At 40.9% G+C, this 19,419-nt stretch carries 14 protein-coding genes; 8 read left to right on the top strand and 6 right to left on the bottom strand.

Going from position 1 to position 19,419, the window contains the following annotated elements; genetic code table 11:
* Positions 1–75: 75 nt before the first annotated feature.
* Entirely contained in the window at positions 76–1,944 is a 1,869-nt protein-coding gene (locus BV214_RS03730) for a RagB/SusD family nutrient uptake outer membrane protein (RefSeq protein WP_086476146.1), read from the bottom strand.
* A gap of 11 nt (positions 1,945–1,955) precedes the next feature.
* Complete coding sequence (locus BV214_RS03725; protein ID WP_245806739.1) at positions 1,956–5,204, bottom strand: SusC/RagA family TonB-linked outer membrane protein; 3,249 nt, start codon at positions 5,202–5,204, stop codon at positions 1,956–1,958.
* Positions 5,205–5,813: 609 nt separating this feature from the next.
* Here BV214_RS03725 and BV214_RS17055 point away from each other — a divergent pair.
* On the top strand, positions 5,814–5,942 hold the full coding sequence (locus BV214_RS17055) for a hypothetical protein (RefSeq protein ID WP_262483062.1): 129 nt from the start codon (positions 5,814–5,816) through the stop codon (positions 5,940–5,942).
* Here BV214_RS17055 and rsmG read toward each other — a convergent pair.
* Positions 5,939–6,574: a 16S rRNA (guanine(527)-N(7))-methyltransferase RsmG gene (gene rsmG / locus BV214_RS03720; protein ID WP_086476169.1), complete on the bottom strand. Its 636-nt coding sequence runs from the start codon at positions 6,572–6,574 to the stop codon at positions 5,939–5,941. The two genes, BV214_RS17055 and rsmG, sit on opposite strands and share 4 nt — an antisense overlap.
* Before the next feature lie 116 nt (positions 6,575–6,690).
* Between rsmG and BV214_RS03715 the strand changes: the two genes are divergently transcribed.
* Positions 6,691–7,791: a fatty acid desaturase family protein gene (locus BV214_RS03715; RefSeq protein WP_086476145.1), complete on the top strand. Its 1,101-nt coding sequence runs from the start codon at positions 6,691–6,693 to the stop codon at positions 7,789–7,791.
* A 16-nt stretch (positions 7,792–7,807) separates the two neighbouring features.
* Entirely contained in the window at positions 7,808–8,992 is a 1,185-nt protein-coding gene (locus BV214_RS03710) for a pyridoxal phosphate-dependent aminotransferase (protein ID WP_086476144.1), read from the top strand.
* Between the two features lie 157 nt (positions 8,993–9,149).
* Here BV214_RS03710 and BV214_RS03705 read toward each other — a convergent pair whose 3' ends face one another.
* Positions 9,150–10,640, bottom strand: coding sequence for a TrkH family potassium uptake protein (locus tag BV214_RS03705; protein ID WP_086476143.1), 1,491 nt, complete (start codon positions 10,638–10,640; stop codon positions 9,150–9,152).
* Between the two features lies 1 nt (position 10,641).
* Positions 10,642–11,991 carry a Trk system potassium transporter TrkA gene (trkA, locus tag BV214_RS03700; RefSeq protein WP_086476142.1) on the bottom strand — a complete coding sequence of 450 codons (1,350 nt, stop codon included), beginning with the start codon at positions 11,989–11,991 and terminating at the stop codon, positions 10,642–10,644.
* 430 nt (positions 11,992–12,421) lie between these two features.
* Here trkA and ubiE point away from each other — a divergent pair, with 430 nt between their 5' ends.
* Positions 12,422–13,150: a bifunctional demethylmenaquinone methyltransferase/2-methoxy-6-polyprenyl-1,4-benzoquinol methylase UbiE gene (ubiE, locus tag BV214_RS03695; protein ID WP_086476141.1), complete on the top strand. Its 729-nt coding sequence runs from the start codon at positions 12,422–12,424 to the stop codon at positions 13,148–13,150.
* Positions 13,151–13,246: 96 nt separating this feature from the next.
* Positions 13,247–13,954, top strand: coding sequence for a type IX secretion/gliding motility protein PorT/SprT (porT, locus tag BV214_RS03690; RefSeq protein WP_086476168.1), 708 nt, complete (start codon positions 13,247–13,249; stop codon positions 13,952–13,954).
* Positions 13,955–13,957: 3 nt separating this feature from the next.
* Here the strand turns inward: porT and BV214_RS03685 are convergent, their stop codons facing one another.
* On the bottom strand, positions 13,958–14,683 hold the full coding sequence (locus tag BV214_RS03685; protein WP_086476140.1) for a TrmH family RNA methyltransferase: 726 nt from the start codon (positions 14,681–14,683) through the stop codon (positions 13,958–13,960).
* Between the two features lie 75 nt (positions 14,684–14,758).
* Here BV214_RS03685 and tamL point away from each other — a divergent pair, with 75 nt between their 5' ends.
* The 3 genes from tamL to accD are packed head-to-tail and all read left to right on the top strand — an operon-like array spanning position 14,759 to position 19,312.
* Positions 14,759–17,302, top strand: coding sequence for a translocation and assembly module lipoprotein TamL (tamL, locus tag BV214_RS03680; RefSeq protein WP_317045159.1), 2,544 nt, complete (start codon positions 14,759–14,761; stop codon positions 17,300–17,302).
* A gap of 60 nt (positions 17,303–17,362) precedes the next feature.
* Positions 17,363–18,430: a class II fructose-bisphosphate aldolase gene (gene fbaA / locus BV214_RS03675; RefSeq protein WP_086476138.1), complete on the top strand. Its 1,068-nt coding sequence runs from the start codon at positions 17,363–17,365 to the stop codon at positions 18,428–18,430.
* Positions 18,431–18,445: 15 nt separating this feature from the next.
* Complete coding sequence (accD, locus tag BV214_RS03670) at positions 18,446–19,312, top strand: acetyl-CoA carboxylase, carboxyltransferase subunit beta (protein ID WP_086476137.1); 867 nt, start codon at positions 18,446–18,448, stop codon at positions 19,310–19,312.
* Positions 19,313–19,419 lie beyond the last annotated feature (107 nt).

Raw genomic sequence — 19,419 nt, 5'->3', positions numbered from 1 at the left:
TCTATAGGTCATTAAAATAAGAAAAACCCCGCACAAAAGTGCTAAGGGTCATTCTTAATACTTCATCAATGTTTTTTAATATCCTGGATTTTGGATAATAGAGGGGTCCTTATCGATCTCCTCTTGTTTAATTGGCATGAAATAAACATGATCTTGCCAAATTCTATTTTCAAAAACGATATCCGTAGGCTTATAGGTATAATCAAAAAGCGCGGTATCTTTTCTATAATCGGTTACCGTGGTCCCTGGTTTTTGAGTACCCTTCACAAGTATTTGCTGTACGGGTTTATTCAAAGACTGAGGGCCTTCTAACCAACGCTTCATATCGAATAATCTGGCATCTTCATTCACCAATTCCTTATCTCTTTCCCTTTTGTAGAGCTCCATTAATTCTGCTCCGGACACTGTAACCGCCGGCAAACCATTTCTAAATCTAAGTTTATTTAACCAGGTAATTGCTTCCCCTTCTTCCCCTAGATTAATATTTGCCTCTACATAGTTTAACAGCACCTCTGTATATCTAATATAAGGAGCATCTACCTTTTGCAGGTTGTTTGGCCAAGAGGCTGGTTGTCTAGGATCGGAAAATTTTCTAAAATAGTAGCCCGTTCTTGAACCATTCCAATCTTCTATTGGACCTTGACGCGTGTCTACACCATTGATAATGGTACCATCGGTAAGGGTATAAAAGCCAGTTTGAATTTCGTTAAAATTATCATATTTCACTACATCATCCGTTCTTTGCTTCCAAGGAGCTCCGTCATAAAGGAAGGTAGAGTAAAATCTTGCTTCCCTATCATCATAAGGAGCAGCTGCATGGTCTGGGTTATCCCAGTCAAACTTGGTACCATCTGCAAAGTCGTACTTAGATACCAAGGCTTCGGTAGGAGTGGTTCCTGCCCATTCGTGATATCCATTGGGACCGTGGTACAAAGCCACCATTCCTGGACCTTGAGACCAGCCATCCCCTCCTGGGTACGTTCTAGATCCAAAACCAAATTCTTCTACCAATCGGCCCCAAATAAAGTCTTGGTTCTGATCTCCTTGAAGCCAAATGTCCTCGTAATTCTGAATTGCTTCCTCCTGTGAAGCAGGTGCGGTATAGTCTAACTTATACCCCGTAGTAGCATCCAACAAGGCTTTTGAAGCTACTTTTGCCGCCTCCCATCTATCTAACTGGGACCCACTGGTCCAGCCAATTAATTCTGGATGACCATAGGAAGCTATGGTAGAAACATGCGAATTTTTTGATGGATGATATAAATCACTGGCAACATGGGTCAGCACTCTGGACTTCATAGCCAGGGCCGTGATCTTATGTGCCCTTGCCGGATCTATGGGAGCATCCTCCAATAAAACAATCGCCTGATTTAAATCGGCAAGAATCTGATTTACGGTCTCCTCAAAAGTTGCTCTGGGGTTATTGGCTTCGCTATCTAAGGTTAAAGGCTTGGTTAACAATACCACACCTCCAAATTGCCTCATTAGCTGCGTATAGAAATACCCTCTCATAAAATGGGCTTCCCCCAGCAAACGCTTTACCAATCCGTCTTCTATTCCAGCTTCATTAATGGTAAGTTTCTCGATGGCAATATTAGCACTCCTGATGAATGGATATAGTTGAGGCCAGCTCATCCATTGCATATCCATAAAGTTTCCAGCGGGGTTCATCTTTCCTTCGGTATACCCATCTACCCCTCTTCCGGGGTGGGTAAATACCGCTTGATCTGTAAAGGCGTCCGTAGTTTCCTCACGGGTCAGGGTACCAGCCCAAGTCCCTTGATAGAGGTCCAATACAGCTGCTTCTGCCAATTTTTTATCGGACCATACGTTGTCTTCCGCCACTTCACTCAATGGGGTTGTTTCCAGGAAGTCCTCGTTACATCCCACAACCAGAAATCCGAAGACCAACAATGTTGTAATTTTTATAATATTCTTCTTCATTTCAGTATTTTTTAAAATGTTATTTGTAATCCGGTCATTATTGTTTTCAACATGGGGTAGGCACCTCCATTATTTACCGCTCCACCGCTAGCATCCCTAGTGGATCCTACGCTTACTCCGTTCTGCGTTACTTCCGGATCAAATGGGAAATCGGTAATTGTAATCAGGTTAGTACCTGAAACGGAAACCCTGAGGCTTTGGATACCGAACCTACCAATTACATCTTCATTAAAGTTATACCCTAATTCCAAATTTTTCAATCTAAAGAAGTCTCTAGTAATAAGTGCATAATCGGTTTGACCAGAATACCATTGATCTCCCCTATCTGCCAACCTAGGAGCAGGGGCATCCGGGTTATCTATGGACCAAGCTCTATCCCTAACATCTCGCTGAACATTAGCTAAGGTTCCGGACATAAAACTCCACTCGTAGGTATTGTACCCTCCTGCTGAACCGGTCCAGTACATACTAAAGTCAAAGTTCTTATAGTTCATAGCGGTGTTCCATCCAAACTGGGTATCGGCAAAGGCACTGCCTCCTACCCTAGTCTTATCTTCCGGACCAATTTTCCCATCTCCACTGATGTCTACTACTCTAGCATCACCTGGCTTAAGTTGCGGAGTAACCCCACTATAATCCAAGGTTTCTGCATCAATTTCTGCTTGGGATCTAAATACACCGTCGAACTTATAACGAAGCGGTCTTCCTATTTCACCACCAGTTTGACGTTGCCAAGGGCGGTCGTCCAAATCTGGTTCATCAAAGAACACCAATTTATTATCGGAATCACTAAAATTGAAAGTAATACTATAATTAAATCCTGAAGGATCACCTCCGTTAAGTCCCAAACTAATTTCGTATCCCGAATTCTCGAACTCCCCAATATTTATCGCCGGAGCCGCAATTCCACTATACTCTGGAAGGGTTTTTTGTGGGGTAGTCAAAATATCGGATCTTGAATTCTTATAAAGGTCAAACCCTACTACCACCTTATTATTAAAGGTTCTTAAGTCGAAACCAACATTTCTGGAAGTAGCGGTTTCCCATGAGATATTTGGGTTGGCCACTTTATTCTCATAGGCCGTGGTAACTACGGAACCAAGCCCCGTTGCAGACAATTCGTAAGAAGCTATGTATTGAAAAGGCTGTACATTATCATTTCCTAACTGTCCGTAGGAACCTCTTAGCTTAAAGAAATTGATAAAGGGCGCTGCCTTCTGGAAAAATGGCTCCTCGGATACTACCCAACCAGCGGATACACCAGGAAAGAATCCAAATCTATTGTTCTCCGGAAATAAATAAGATCCGTCATATCTAAACAGGCCTTCCAATAGATACTTATCCTTGTAGGTATAGTTTAGACGACCGTAATAGTTTAAACGAGCAGTCTCATACCCATTACCATAACTATTCTGCCCTTCATTTCCTCCCACATCCAATTGAGCAAGGTCACTGGAAAGGAAAAATCTTCTAAAGGCACCAAAGAAACTCTGTTCGGATTCTTCACGGGTAACCCCACCAAGTAATTTAAAATAATGATTCCCAAATTCCTTTTCATAGGAAGCATTGAAAGATGCAGTGAAATCTGTTAGGGTAGTGTGTTCCTGAGTTAAACTTGGATCACCTGGACCTCTATCTGCAGCAGTTAAACCAGAGGAATCTCTATTAACCCCATCCCAGGTATACAACTGCCATGGGCGTTGCCACTGCTTAAAGTCCATATTCATTTTATCATAGGACATATTTGCCATTAACTCTAGCCCCTCTATTCCAGGCACTTTCAAGGTTACTCCTATGTTACTCTGTACAAAATTGGTACTCCTGTCGTTATATCCGGGCAAGTCTGTAACCCTTATAGCAGGGTTATTTCCGTTTTCTATATCCGGACCAAATTCACCTGTTGGCCAATATGCTGGAAACCAAGGATACTGTCTTACCAAATCGTTAAAAACATTCCCAGGGGTATTGGTAGCAGTATAATTCTCTTCTTGCCTAGAGTATAGGCCTACGTTCATTTTAAGGTAATCATTGATATCAGCATCTAGATTAAGTCTCAAATCATACTGAGTATATCCTTTTGGTGCATTCTTAAAATTCACGTCCTGTCTTAAGTGCCCCAAAGACGCCATATACCTAACACTCTCGGTACCTCCAGAGACCTGGATCCCTTGACGTTGGATAGGCGCACCAGAAGTAGTCACCTCTTCCATCCAATCGGTATCAGGAAAAGCCCATGGATCATCGCCCGCAGCTGTTTTCCTAATTCTTTCGGTGGTATAGGTAGGGTTTAAAACCTCTCCATTTGGACGTGTAAAAGGCTCCCCCCTAACTGCATTTGCCGCTGCCCATTCATTGGTGGGAAGCTTATATACATTTAGTAGGTTAACCAAGTCCATATATTCGGCACCTGTTAACATATCCGGTGTTGTTGTAAAGCTTTGCAAACCATAGCTACTTGTAATTTTCACTTGTGGTTTTCCGATCTTTCCTCGTTTTGTGGTTACCAAAATCACCCCGTTTGCAGCTCGCGCCCCATAAATGGCCGCCGAAGCATCCTTCAATACCGAGATACTCTCGATATCGGCCGGATTGATTCTGCTAATCCCTCCTGCACGATCTGGAATCCCGTCTATTACTACCAGTGCCGAGGAATTGTTAAACGTATTGGTTCCACGCACCCTGATACCAGTATTCTCTGCACCAGGAGCAGCATTCCCCGTATCAATATACAGACCCGCCACTTTACCGGCTAGTGCTGTACCTAGGTTTGGAGAAGATGATTTTTCCAGAGCTTCCCCATCAACGGTCGCAACCGATCCTGTAAGGGTTGCCTTTTTCTGGGTTCCATAACCTACTACCACCACTTCTTCTAACTGGCTGGCATCTTCCTCCAGCGTAACGTTAATAGTAGTTTGTCCGTTTACCTGAATCTCGGCTGTTTTATAACCAATATAACTAAAGACCAGCACGGCATCACTAGGAACTCCTGAAATAGAGTAATTTCCATCAAAATCTGATTGGGTACCATTAGTGGTACCTTTTACCACTATACTAGCCCCTGGAAGCGGCCCAAGACCATCCGTTACGGTTCCGCTGATTTCCTGCTGCGGGGATACAGGAAAATCTTCATAAAAATTAAAGTTCGCATACCCTTGTAGGCTGCACAGTGTCATAGCAAAAAGCAGTACTGATAGCCCAAACCTCGGTTTCTTTTTAAATACGTATTCTCTAAGAATAGTAAGCCTGGAATTCTCCTCCATAATGTTCAATGTTTAGATGGTTATTTTTTTCCCTCTTTCAGAGAAATGGTTTTAAACGCAGCGGTGCATCCATTAAAAATCAGCACTCTTAGATCAGTTGGCATACAAGGGTACACCGTAAAACCCATTATGGATATAAAAGGAACACTGAACAAAAAGAACAATTGTAATTTCTACACTTACACCGTAAATGTAGAAAAAAATCACAGAAACTGTTAACGTATTGTGAAAATTAATGAAGAGAATTTGAAAAAAAGCTTTAAACAATACTCCCTAAACCTCGACCAATAAATCTATAATAACTCACCCAACAGCCTATAAACATTGGCCATAACCATCCAATCAAGAATAAAAAAAGAAACAGCATTACGCACACCTCACCCTTTTTAACAAACTGCGCGACTTTTGTTAAAAAAATCACAACCACAACAACCTATACTATGGCAACTATTATTCTCCCCAATAAAAAACCCGTAGCGAACAATTTGCTACGGGTTTTATTTACAGCTGTCATCAACCTTATTTTATACCTCTCCTAAACGCAATATTTTAAGAATTGAAACGTTACATTTACATACCAACCACCTTAACACTTAAAATAATCTTCGTATGAGACAACCATTAAACCACCACAAACAAAGCTTAAATCCCATTTCTTGGGCCATCAACTTATTAACTGCCATCAAGGAATACGGAAGGCGCTGTAGAGAGTCCTATAAATCCCTACTACACATTTAACCCCTATATTTCACAGGAAGATAAACCAGCTTTTTGGTCTCAAAAAATTCCTCCTCGAAGTAATCTGACAAAGGATACACTTCCACGGTGCGATATTCTTTAAGCTCCTCTTCCAAATCACCTCCTTTAAGATAAAGGATTCCGTTCCTTATATTGTGGACAGAATCTTTTTTTATCTTCCCCTTCACCCAATGCACAAAGGTAGGCATGGCTGCTACGGCACGACTCACAATAAAATCGAACTGCTGATCTAACTCTTCCACTCTGGTATGCATGGCCGTTACATTGGTGATTCCTAATTTGTCTATCACCTCCTGAACAACTTTAATTTTTTTACCAATGGCATCTACCAAAACAAATTGGGTTTCTGGGAAAAGAATTGCCAAGGGAATCCCGGGAAAACCACCCCCCGTTCCTACATCCAAGACCGAGGAACCGGGCGCAAACTGATGAAACTTAGCAATTCCCATTGAATGCAATACATGACGTATGTAAAGCTCATCGATATCCTTTCTGGAAACCACATTGATTTTTGTATTCCAATCCTGATATATATCTTGCAACTTGGAAAACTGTTCCTTTTGTAACTCTGTTAGCTCAGGAAAGTATTTATAGATAATAGAAAGGTCCATATGTATATTAAAATTATTGCCAAAAATAGCACTTTCATTCACATCGGCTAGGTTTAACCCCCCTCTAATTCACAAAATAAATGTTCTTTTGCCGTATATTTACAAAAAATTAAATCATGGAAAATAAAACCATTAGATTTTCTAGAAAAGATTCAGCTCAATTTTTTAAAACACTGAATAAAAGAGTCAACGATTATTTCAAGGAAAACAACATAAAGAAAACCGGAAACTGGAAATTACATGTAAAAACAGCCATTATGTTCGCGCTGTTTTTAACGCCCTATTTCCTTATTTTAACCCTAGGACTTCCCAATTGGGCCAACCTCCTTCTTACCATCGTAATGGGAATTGGCATGGCGGGGGTAGGCATGAATGTGATGCATGATGGAAATCATGGATCCTACTCCAATAAAAAATGGGTAAATAAAATTATGGGGGGTAGCATCTATATCCTTGCTGGGAACGTCTACAACTGGCAGGTACAGCACAATGTGCTTCACCATACTTACACCAATATACACGAACACGACGAGGATCTAGAAGCAGGACGCATCCTGAGATTTTCCAAGCACGCCAAATGGCATAGATTTCATAGGTTTCAGCATTATTACTCCATATTCCTTTATGGATTGCTAACCTTTAACTGGGCAATTACAACCGATTTCCAACAAATGTACCGGTATACTAAAAGAAAATTATCTTATGGAAAATTTCCCAGTCCCATTTTAAACTGGTCTATGTTGGTAGTCACCAAACTAATTTATCTAACTATTTGGATCATCCTCCCAATGCTGATTCTTAATATAGCTTGGTGGAAGATTCTATTGGGCTTCTTCATTATGCATTACGTAGCTGGGGTAATTCTTAGTGTAGTTTTCCAATTGGCACACGTTGTAGACCATGCGGATACGCCTTTACCTGCCGAAGACGGTAGCATGAAAAACACATGGGCCATCCATCAATTGTTCACCACGGTAAATTTTGGAACCAATAATCGCATTGTAAATTGGTTTACGGGCGGATTAAATCATCAGGTAGAGCACCATATATTCCCCAATATTAGCCATATACATTACACAAAAATTGCCAAAATTGTGAAAGAGACGGCAAACGAGTTTAATTTGCCTTACAACGAATATGAAACTACAAGAAAAGCCATAATTTCGCACTTCAAACATTTAAAAGAATTGGGCAAAAACCCATCACTACAATATTAGTAAATCGAGAATAGCAATGAAGAACCATTTATCCGACAGGATCAACTCCATGTCAACTTCGGCCACTTTAGCTATGGCCGCAAAAGCAAGGGAATTAAAAAGTGAAGGAAAAGACATTATCGGTCTAAGTTTGGGAGAGCCGGACTTTAACATTCCAGAGTTCATTAAAGAGGCTGCCAAGGAAGCCATAGACCAGAACTACAGCAGCTATTCCCCGGTAGATGGGTATGCAGACCTAAAGGAAGCAATTGCGAACAAATTTAAAAGAGACAATGGCCTTACCTATGGTTTAAGCCAGATTGTAGTCTCTACGGGAGCCAAGCAATCCTTGGCCAATGTTGCCATGGTAATGTTAAACGACGGGGACGAGGTTATCTTACCAGCACCATATTGGGTAAGTTACAGCGACATCGTAAAATTGGCAGGCGGCGTTCCGGTTGAAGTACCTACCAGTATAGATACCGATTTTAAAATGACCCCCGAGCAATTGGAAAAGGCCATCACCCCAAAAACAAAAATGATGTGGTTTAGCTCCCCTTGTAATCCAAGTGGATCTGTTTACAGCAGGGAAGAGCTAGAAGGCTTAGCAGCCGTACTTAGAAACCACCCCGATATCTTTGTGGTATCTGACGAAATATACGAACACATCAACTTTAAAGGCAGCCACGTAAGCATAGCCAATATAGATGGTATGTACGATCGTACGGTTACCGTTAACGGAGTATCTAAAGCATTTGCCATGACTGGATGGCGTATTGGTTACATTGGAGGCCCTGAGTGGATTGCAAGGGCTTGTAACAAGTTTCAGGGACAGATTACCAGCGGTGCCAATGCCATAGCACAGCGCGCAACCATTGCTGCTATCAATGCCCCGGTATCCTCCATTAAATATATGATTGATGAGTTTCACAAAAGAAGAGACCTTGTCTTAGAGCTGTTAGGTGAAATTGAAGGTTTTAACCTAAACGTACCAGAAGGCGCATTTTATGTGTTCCCAGATATCTCCAGCTTCTTTGGAAAGACTATTAACGGTACCGAGATCAATAACGCTTCGGACTTCTCTCTTTACCTTTTGGAGAATGCCAATGTTGCTACCGTAACTGGTGAGGCCTTTGGAAACAAAAATTGCATTAGGATTTCCTATGCAGCATCTGAAAAAGAATTAAGAGAAGCAATAGCAAGAATTAAGGCGGTTTTATAATACCTTTTATTAAGCCCCTAGAATTACAAATGGACATCCTAACCGATGTCCATTTTTATTTAATATATTTTATAAAAATAAGTAAAGCTTCAAAACATCACAGGAACCATCCACCTTCAAAATTCCTAATAAGATACTACCACCTTAAAGAGGCCACCTAGGTTCTTTTCCAAAAATGGGGCGAAAACAGTATCAAGACCGTAAATAGCTCTAATCTCCCAAGTAGCATTAATATACCGCACCACCATTTACCTAAGCTGGGTAAACTATTGTAATTGCTTACTGGGTTTAAGTCCCCAAAAGCAGGTCCCACATTCCCTAATGAGGAAGCCGCACCCCCAATAGCACTTACAAAATCGAGCCCAAGCGCCCCTAGCACCAAGGACCCCACTACAAATAACAACATATAGAGCACTAAAAATCCTATAATATTGTATACAATATGCTCTTGTACCGTCTTATTATTATAACGCACTGGAATTATTGCATTGGTATGCATGGTACGTTTAAATTCTAGCAATCCATTTTTAATAATAAGGATATGCCGCATAACTTTAATTCCGCCAGAAGTAGACCCCGAAGACCCTCCCAAAAACATCAAAATAAAAAAGAGAATGGTTAAAAAGGGGGTCCACGATGTAAAATCTGCCGTTACAAAGCCCGTGGTAGTGATTACTGACACCACCTGAAACAAGGCATGCCTAAATGCACTTTCGGCCTCCCCAAACACCATGGGATGAAACTCGGATACCGGAACATTGGCTTTAAGATAGATTACTACGGCGGCAAGGACTACAAAGCAGCCTGTAAAAATGGCGTAAAACTTAAATTCTTCGTCCTTAATTACTTTTTGAACCTTTCCTTTAAAGGCATAATAACTAAGTACAAAGTTGCTTCCTGCCAAGAACATAAACAAAATAACAATATACTGTATTAAAGGCTGATCATTCCAATACGCCATACTGTCATTTTTGGTAGAAAATCCGCCTGTAGAGAGTGTAGCTAGGGAGTGGTTTATAGCGTCAAAAAAGTTCATCCCCGCCAATTTCAATAAAATGGTTTCGGCCACGGTATAGGCAAAATATATTAACCATAACCTTTTAGCAGTATCCGTAATCCTAGGATGCAACTTATCCCCGCCGGGACCAGGCGCTTCCGCCGCAAACAACTGCATCCCCCCAATTCCCAATAGCGGTAAAATAGCAATAGCCAATACAATGATCCCCATTCCCCCTATCCAATGGGTTAAACTCCGCCAGAATAGGATACCCTTTGGCAAGGCCTCAATATCGTCTACTATAGACGCGCCGGTGGTAGTATAGCCAGATATAGTTTCAAAAAAGGCATTGGTAACCCCGGGAATTGACTCGGAAAAAAGATAGGGCAACATTCCAGAAGCAGACATCACCAACCAGCCAAAAGTAACAATGATATAACCTTCACGCCGCTTCACCTCCTTGTCGTGCTCCCGCGTATAAAACATGGACAACATCCCCAATAACATGGTAACAATAGCAGCAAGGGCTATATCTAGCGTTACGCCATCTTCATAAATACCACTCACAATAGCAGCCAAAACCATAAAGCCTCCGTTACATAATAACAGGAGACCCATTAAGTGAAAAATTATCCGGAAATTCAGTGCCATGTTATAGGAAAAGCTTTTCTATTTTACGGATAGCATTGGGTAAACAACACACCACTACCCTATCGCCTTCGGCAATCTTAAATCCACCTAAGGCAATTATTCCTTGATTACCCCGTATTACACCACCAATGGTAGCCTCTTTAGGAAAATTTAGATCCCTTATATATTTTCCGTTCACTATAGAAGTAGGCTTAACATTAAACTCCAAAATCTCCGCATTTAAATTATTAAGCCTGGTCATAGCCACAACCTCCCCTTTCCTAATGTGCCTAAATATATGGTTGGCGGCAAGCAGTTTTTTATTCAGCAGAGTATCTATCCCTATAGAGTGGGACAATTGAAAATAATCCATATTTTCTACAAGGGCCATGGTTTTCTTCACATTTTTAGACTTTGCCACCAAACAGGACATAATATTGGTTTCAGAATTACCAGTAACAGCAATAAAGGCGTCCATTGCTTCCAATCCTTCCTCTTCTAGCAGCTCTACATTTCGTCCATCCCCATTAATGATTAAAGCGGAGGACAATTCATCTGCAAGTTCAAATGCCCGCTCCTTGTTTTTTTCTATTAACTTAACCTTAAAATTATTTGCGCAAAGATCCCTAGCCGTTTTAAAGCCTACATTACTACCTCCTAGAATCATTACATTTTTAATCTCCCGCTTCACCTTTCCGGTAAGCTTGTATAGATCATCCAAGCCTTCCCTATTGGTAACAAAATACACCTGATCCCTTTCTCTAAAAACGGTACCACCTCTTGGCACTATGGTATATTGGGTTCCCATCCTTTGCAGGGCGATGGGCATAAAGTGGAGTTCTGGAAATATTTTTGCGGCCTCTTGTACGGTCTTCCCTACGAAAGGTGCCGTTTTTGGAAGGGAAACCCCCACCATAATCAATAACCCCTCTTCAAACTCGTAGGTATTATTAAATGCAGATTGATTTAAAAGCAATTGAATTTCCGCGGCCGCTAGGGCTTCTGGAGAGATAAGCTCGTCTATCCCAAGCTTATCAAATCTAATAAGGTCCTTATTATGTATAAACTCTGCATTGGAAATACGCGCAATGGTACGTTTGCATCCCAATTGCTTGGCCAACATACACAGGGTAATATTGGTAGTCTCGGAGGAAGTTACCCCAATCATTAGATCAGACCTCCCCACCTGTGCTTCCTTTAATATAGATATTGAGGTGGCATCCCCTTTTATTACCCTAATATCCAAATGGGTATCGGGGTATGCGAGGCTCTCCTTGTCACAGTCTATGAGGGTAATATCCTGGGCTTCATACGACAGTAATTTTGCCAAATGAAAACCCACTTCACCCGCACCCGCAATAATAATTTTCATTGATATCCTATATTAATTATATAATTAAAGGTAATGTAAATATTTGCCAACCCACAAGTCTTAAGCTTCTTCCGTACAAAATTACAAGTGTGTTTTGTTCATTATCGTTAAACCATAGGAACTTGAAAGTTGTACAGTAGACCGAACTTACCAATACGGCAACCTTCCCAACCTATACAAATAATGGTCCAACCTATGCTTTTTAAAATTTAAAAGGATCAAAAGAGGATTTATCCTTTTTTAAAGATTACGACCATTGGCCTAATACCAAGGAATCAATATCTCTTAAAAACCGACGCAAAACTACATAATAAAATCTGGTTGACTTCCACTTTCAACAACTTAAAAATGACCTTATCACCCCGATCAAACAAAAAATAAACCCATATCTATTTCACTATATAGTATATTTACCAAAAATTTTACGCTTATGACTAAGAAGGTTACCCCATATAAAGATTCCGACCTAGGAAAGAAGGAGCAGGTAACAAAAATGTTTGACACCATTTCTGGCAAGTATGACGGATTGAATAGGGTTATTTCCTTTGGAATAGACGTTAAGTGGAGGAAAAAAGTGGTGGCTATTGTTGGTAAAAACAAACCTAAATCCATCTTAGACATTGCCACTGGTACAGGGGACCTGGCTATTAATATGGTAAAGACAGGAGCCGAAGAGATTACAGGGCTAGACATTTCCCCTGGCATGCTAGCAGTAGGTCGAAAGAAAATTGAAGCCAAAAAACTAGAAAACACCGTGAAAATGGTGGTAGGGGACAGCGAAAACCTTCCTTTTGAGGACAATTCCTTTGATGCCATTACCGTTGCTTTTGGGGTACGGAATTTTGAAAACCTAGAGAAAGGCCTTTCCGAAATTTACAGGGTGCTAAAGAAAGACGGAACTTTTGTGGTTTTGGAAACCTCCAATCCGACCAAAACCCCCTATAAGCAAGGTTATAAATTCTACACTAGATTTATATTGCCCACCATTGGAAAATTATTTTCCAAAGACCGCAGCGCCTACACTTACCTATCAGAATCTGCAGCCGTTTTTCCCCATGGTGAAGCTTTCAACAATATTTTAAAAAAAATAGGGTTTATAAATGTAGAGAACAAACCACAAACTTTTGGCGTGGCATCCATTTATGTTGCCAATAAGTAAAAGCAGGTAGGGAATTGCTTTGTAATTTACACCAACGTACAATTTATCTATAGTCTAATTTTTGTAAATTCATTAAAACCATACATGGCCAAGCAGATGAAAAAAAATATAATCCTTTGGATGGGCAGTATGCTTTTGGGCACCTCTTTATCTGCACAATTTAACGAGAGGCCCGTTATAAATTTAGAGAATGAAGACAAGCACCTCCTTAATTGGGGCTATTTCCTAGGCTTCAACCAATACGATTTTAAGTTTGACTATTTAGCGTATAAGGGAGACAACACAGATATTCTAGTGGATAAATCGCTTGGTTTTAATGTAGGTCTAATAGGGGAACTGCGCATCAACGACCACTTAGACCTTCGTTTTGAACCTGGCTTACATTACAATCAACGAAGTTTGGACTTCCCAGGTAATATCGCCAATGGAACGGACTCAATAAGAGAAGTGAAATCCACCTACATCAATTTCCCTCTACTATTAAAAGTAAGTACTAAACGATTGGGTAACTGGAAACCATTTATTATTGGAGGTATCTCTACCTCTTTAAACCTTGGGAGCAACGAAAAAAGCATGGAGGAGATTTCGGATGGTAAATTCAGGATGAAAAAGAACACCTACTATTACGAAATGGGCTTTGGCATCGATTTCTACCTGGAGTATTTTAAATTTTCCCCCTCCATCCGAGGTGTTTTTGCCCTCACTGACGAGTTGATACGCGACACTGCCCCTGACACCACATGGACAGACAACATTCACAGCATGAAAACGCGCGGATTATTTGTGAATTTCACCTTTGAATAGCAATTAGGAGCTCCTTCTTATTTCGCTCAATAAGATGGCCGTGGCCGTAGCCACATTTAAACTCTCGGCAGTTTTAGGGCCAAATTGGGGAATACTGATTCTTTGTTGAACCATATTTTCTATTTCTGATGATATGCCATTGGCCTCATTTCCCATCACCAATATCCCGGAGGTTGGCAATGTAGTTCCATATATGGTTTCCCCATCCATAAATGTCCCGAAGGCCGTAGCCCCCGATTCTGCCAAAATGGCCTGTAAATCCTGATATACAATATTCACTCTACTAATAGACCCCATAGTTGCCTGCAAGGTCTTAGGGTTATAGCAATCTACCGTTTGTGGGGAACAAATAAGGTCTGTAATCCCAAACCAATCGCACAACCTAATGATGGTGCCCAGATTTCCGGGATCGCGCACATCATCCAAGGCTACTACCCAACCAGAATAATCTATTCTCTTGGGTTCTGGATAATGAAATACACCAAGCGCCTTATTTGGGGTAGACAAGCCACTCATTTTTTTAAGATCGGCTTCGCTTACCTCTTCCACCTCCTTAAAGTCGTCCTTAAAAATGGAAGCATCCGTTACGTACACTTTGTACGGTTTTAAAGTAGAATCCAAGAGCTCACTAACTGTTTTCACCCCTTCTACCACAAACAAGCGATTCTGTAATCGATACTTTTTTTGCTGTAAACTTTTTATAAATTTTATTTGGCTTTTTACAACCATACAAATAATGTATTTTTGATCTCCATAGGGACGCGATCGTTTATGAAATTTAACGCTACGAAAATAAGCTTATTATTGCTAGTAATTGCAATGACCTCGTGCAATGCATTGAGGAGAGTGGGAGACAATGAGCTTTTATTGACTAAAAACACGGTCTATGCAGATAGTGCAAAAGTAAACAACGAGGATGTCCATAGTCTTATCTATCAGAAACCCAACAGCACCCTGCTGGGATACCCTTTGCGATTAAACCTTTACAATTTAGCCAAGAAAGACCCCGATTCTTCCTTTAACGCTTGGCTACACAAGAAAGAAAAGAGAGAAGAGCGACTCATAAAATTCCTTTCCAAGAAACAGGTAGAACGATTGGGAGAGTCCTTTTTGGTAAAGGGCGCAAGCATTTGGCTCAAAAATATTGGGGAAGCCCCAGTAGTTATTGACACCTTTAGAACTAGACGCTCCCTACAGCGATTAAGTGCCTACTATAAAAGTAAAGGTTATTTTAACAACAATACCACTTTTATTGTGGATAGCAGCAACCGCAAGCAACGGGCAGCAATCCAATACCATATAGATTTGGGCACCCCCTATAAAATAGACTCGCTATTGCGCCGTATTAGCTCTCCCCAACTAGATTCTATCCACCAGCTCTACGTGGCCGACTCCTACCTAAAGTCGGGCAGCCAAATAAACCTCCAAGATTTAAATATGGAACGGGAACGGCTAACGGAATTATACAGGAACACCGGAGTTTACAACTTCCAGGAAAGTGCTATTTCCTTTGACCTTATTGGTGATACCACTAAAGTAGGCAGCAATAAAAAACTAGACATCCAACTAAACATAGAAGACTTAAAAAGAAGGACGGATAATGCAATCACCACCGAGGAATACAAGGTACATTCCTTTGATAAGATCAACATTTACACAGATTTCACCTTCAACGGTGAGCAAGACAGCCTACAATCTGTGGAATACAAAAATTTCACTATCTATTACAAAGATAGACTTCGTTATAAGCCCAAGGCATTGACCGATGCCGTCTTCTTAAAAAAGGACAGCATTTACAAGGAAATAGACCGTATTAGGACCCACCGTCAAATTACCAACCTTAACAACTTTAAGTACCCCAATATTGAATTCGTGGCAGATACCACGGAGGCAAAATTGACCGCCAACATCTACCTTTCCCCACGACCGAAATACTCTTTGGGGACAGATTTTGACATCACTCACTCTAACATACAGTTTTTAGGACTGGGCTTTAGCCCCTCCCTACAGGCAAGAAATTTATTTAAAGGTGCCGAAAACCTCAGTATTTCTGGCAGAATCAACATGGGAGCCTCCAAGGACCCCAGTATAGTGGACAATCGGTTTTTTAATATTCTGGAATTTGGGGGCGATATCAATCTTAATCTACCTAGGATTTGGATGCCTTTTTTTAGCACCTCTAAAATAATCTCTAACTACATGCTTCCACAGACCAAAATATCTATGGGAACCAGTTTTCAACAGAATATTGGTTTGGACAAGGAGACCTTTAATGCCATTTTAGGATATAATTGGTCGCCCACAGACTTTAAGAGAAATACGGTAGAACTGTTAAACGTGCAATTTGTGCGCAATGTGAATCCCAGTAGATTTTTTAAGGTTTACCAGAATACCTATAACAAACTGGATAGGATAGCCGATGACTATCAAGACAATCCGGCCTTGACCGATTATTTTGAAACTCCCGAGGACGGCACCGAGCCTAGATTGATAATCCCTACTGGAACCACCGGCTTTACCAATGCCATTTTAAATAGGGAAGTGACTTCCTCTTCTTTAGACTTTAACGAAGTAAGCAGTATTGAGGAGCGAAGAAAGCGCCTTTCCGAGAACAACCTGATCTTCACTAGCAATTACACCTACACAAGAAACAATAAAATTGGCATTACGGACAATGATTTTCACCAATTTCGTTTTAAGGTAGAAAGTGCAGGTAATTTATTATCGGGCATCTCCAACATAATTCCTTTTAATACCAGCGAAACCGATAAAAAACTGGTGTTTGGGGTTCCCTACTCCCAGTATATAAAAACTGAATTCGATTACATCCAACATTGGAGTTTCCCCAGAAACACCGTACTGGCACTCAGGAGCTTTTTTGGGATTGCCATCCCATATGGAAACTCGGACAATATTCCATTTGCTAGAAGTTACTTTGCAGGAGGCTCCAACGACAATCGTGCATGGCTTCCCTACTCTTTGGGCCCAGGAAGCACCCAGGGTCTAAACGATTTTAATGAGGCTAACTTAAAACTGGCCTTAAATGTAGAATACCGCTTTCCCATAGTGGGGAATATTAAAGGGGCCTTATTTGCCGATGCAGGCAATATTTGGAATGTATTGGATAATGTTAAGGATGACGCTGCCACCTTTGAAAACTTGGAATCACTTGCCGATATCGCCTTGGGTACAGGACTGGGAATCAGATACGACTTTTCGTATTTTGTTTTCCGACTAGATATGGGCTTTAAAACCTATAATCCGGCCGAAGAATCTGGCAAAAAGTGGTTCCGAGACTATAATTTGGCCAACGGGGTATTTAACATCGGAATTAATTATCCTTTTTAACCCTAATATTTTTATTTACTTTTGTCGCATCTATTTAAACCATTACAATAAATTAAAATTATGGCACACAATATTAAACCAGGAGTTGCAACTGGAGATGACGTTCAGAAAATTTTCAATTACGCAAAGGAGAAGGGATTTGCACTACCTGCTGTCAATGTTATTGGTTCTGACACAATAAACGGCGTTTTGGAAACGGCCGCAAGTCTAAATGCACCTGTCATTATTCAGTTTTCCAACGGAGGCGCACAATTTAATGCAGGCAAAGGCTTGTCTAACGAAAACCAACAAGCTGCCATATTAGGAGCTGTTGCAGGTGCCAAGCACGTACACGCATTGGCAGAAGCCTATGGCGCTACCGTTATATTGCACACAGACCACTGTGCCAAAAAACTATTACCTTGGATAGACGGGCTATTAGACGCCAGCGAACAACACTTTAAAGAAACTGGAAAGCCCTTGTATAGCTCACATATGATTGACCTATCCGAGGAGCCGTTAGAAGAAAATATCGAAATCTGTAAGCAGTACCTTGCTAGAATGAGCAAAATGGGAATGACCTTGGAGATTGAACTAGGGATCACAGGTGGAGAAGAAGACGGAGTAGACAATACCGATGTAGACGTTTCTAAACTGTACACCCAACCAGAAGAGGTAGCTTATGCCTACGAAGAGCTTTCCAAAGTAAGCCCTAAATTTACTATTGCCGCGGCATTTGGTAACGTACACGGAGTTTACAAACCAGGAAATGTAAAGCTTACTCCTAAAATTTTAAAGAACTCTCAGGAATACGTTTCTGAAAAATTTGGAGTGGAGCACAATCACATAGATTTTGTTTTCCATGGTGGATCTGGTTCTTCCCTAGAAGAAATTCGCGAGTCCATTGGCTACGGAGTAATAAAAATGAATATAGACACCGATCTTCAATATGCCTTTATGGAAGGGATCAGAGACTATATGAAAGACAAGGCAGACTACTTAGGTTCGCAAATTGGAAATCCAAACGGGGCGGACGAGCCTAACAAAAAGTATTACGACCCACGTGTTTGGTTAAGAGAAGGAGAGAAAACCTTCGTTACACGTTTAAAGAAGGCCTTTGAGGACCTTAACAACGTGAACACACTATAACTTAAAAAGTAACTTATGTCATCTTGGTTCAAAAGAAAGGAAAAAGGAATTCAGACCGCTACGGATCAGAAGAAAGATACCCCAAAAGGGCTATGGTACAAGTCGCCCACTGGAAAAATAGTGGAATCGGATGAACTGGCTAAAAACTTTTATGTTAGTCCAGAGGATGATTATCATGTGCGCATTGGCAGCAAGGAGTATTTTGAAATCTTGTTCGACAACAATGAGTTCACGGAGTTAGACGCTAAGCTCTCCTCCAAAGACCCATTGAAATTTGAAGACACCAAAAAGTATGTAGATCGCTTGGCCGCCGCGGAGAAAAAAACAGGTTTAAAGGACGCTGTTAAGACCGCTGTGGGAAAATCACTAGGAAAAGATTTGGTGATTGCCTGTATGGACTTCAGTTTTATTGGTGGATCCATGGGAAGCGTTGTAGGAGAGAAAATTGCAAGGGCTATAGATTATTCCATTAAAAATAAGATTCCATTTTTAATGATATCCAAATCTGGTGGGGCCAGAATGATGGAGGCCGCCCTGTCCTTAATGCAATTGGCTAAAACCTCGGCTAAATTGGCACAACTTGCCGATGCCGGCATTCCTTACATTTCCCTATGTACGGACCCTACCACTGGAGGGACCACCGCATCTTACGCTATGTTGGGGGATATTAACATATCCGAACCTGGGGCCTTAATTGGTTTTGCAGGACCACGAGTGGTAAAAGAGGCGACTGGCAAGGAACTACCAGAAGGTTTTCAAACAGCCGAATTTCTTCAAGAACACGGATTTTTAGACTTTATTGTCCATAGAAGGGACCTTAAAAAGAAGATTAATCTCTATATAGATTTAATAGAAAACAATCCAGTAAGAAAGGAAGCATAAAGAAACTAATGCTAAAGGCCCTGACTAATAAAGATAGGGCCTTTTTAGTTTTACTATTTCGTCCAAAAATGAAAACTTCCTAAAAATCAAAAAATCATGCGCGCTGG

Origin of the sequence: Arenibacter amylolyticus (genome assembly GCF_002150785.1) — a bacterium.
GTDB lineage: Bacteria > Bacteroidota > Bacteroidia > Flavobacteriales > Flavobacteriaceae > Arenibacter > Arenibacter amylolyticus.
Note: the sequence above shows the minus strand (reverse complement) of the source record. Positions and strands in the feature narration are given on the sequence as shown.

What these genes read in the sequence shown, in the direction of transcription:
- rsmG (WP_086476169.1), bottom strand. Translation starts at nt 6,574, where the DNA reads ATGGACCTTTCTATTATCTATAAATACTTTCCTGAGCTAACAGAGTTA.
- BV214_RS03685 (WP_086476140.1), bottom strand. Translation starts at nt 14,683, where the DNA reads ATGGTTGTAAAAAGCCAAATAAAATTTATAAAAAGTTTACAGCAAAAA.
- trkA (WP_086476142.1), bottom strand. Translation starts at nt 11,991, where the DNA reads ATGAAAATTATTATTGCGGGTGCGGGTGAAGTGGGTTTTCATTTGGCA.
- accD (WP_086476137.1), top strand. Translation starts at nt 18,446, where the DNA reads ATGTCATCTTGGTTCAAAAGAAAGGAAAAAGGAATTCAGACCGCTACG.
- BV214_RS03730 (WP_086476146.1), bottom strand. Translation starts at nt 1,944, where the DNA reads ATGAAGAAGAATATTATAAAAATTACAACATTGTTGGTCTTCGGATTT.
- BV214_RS03705 (WP_086476143.1), bottom strand. Translation starts at nt 10,640, where the DNA reads ATGGCACTGAATTTCCGGATAATTTTTCACTTAATGGGTCTCCTGTTA.
- BV214_RS03725 (WP_245806739.1), bottom strand. Translation starts at nt 5,204, where the DNA reads ATGGAGGAGAATTCCAGGCTTACTATTCTTAGAGAATACGTATTTAAA.
- BV214_RS03710 (WP_086476144.1), top strand. Translation starts at nt 7,808, where the DNA reads ATGAAGAACCATTTATCCGACAGGATCAACTCCATGTCAACTTCGGCC.
- porT (WP_086476168.1), top strand. Translation starts at nt 13,247, where the DNA reads ATGAAAAAAAATATAATCCTTTGGATGGGCAGTATGCTTTTGGGCACC.
- fbaA (WP_086476138.1), top strand. Translation starts at nt 17,363, where the DNA reads ATGGCACACAATATTAAACCAGGAGTTGCAACTGGAGATGACGTTCAG.
- ubiE (WP_086476141.1), top strand. Translation starts at nt 12,422, where the DNA reads ATGACTAAGAAGGTTACCCCATATAAAGATTCCGACCTAGGAAAGAAG.
- BV214_RS03715 (WP_086476145.1), top strand. Translation starts at nt 6,691, where the DNA reads ATGGAAAATAAAACCATTAGATTTTCTAGAAAAGATTCAGCTCAATTT.
- BV214_RS17055 (WP_262483062.1), top strand. Translation starts at nt 5,814, where the DNA reads ATGAGACAACCATTAAACCACCACAAACAAAGCTTAAATCCCATTTCT.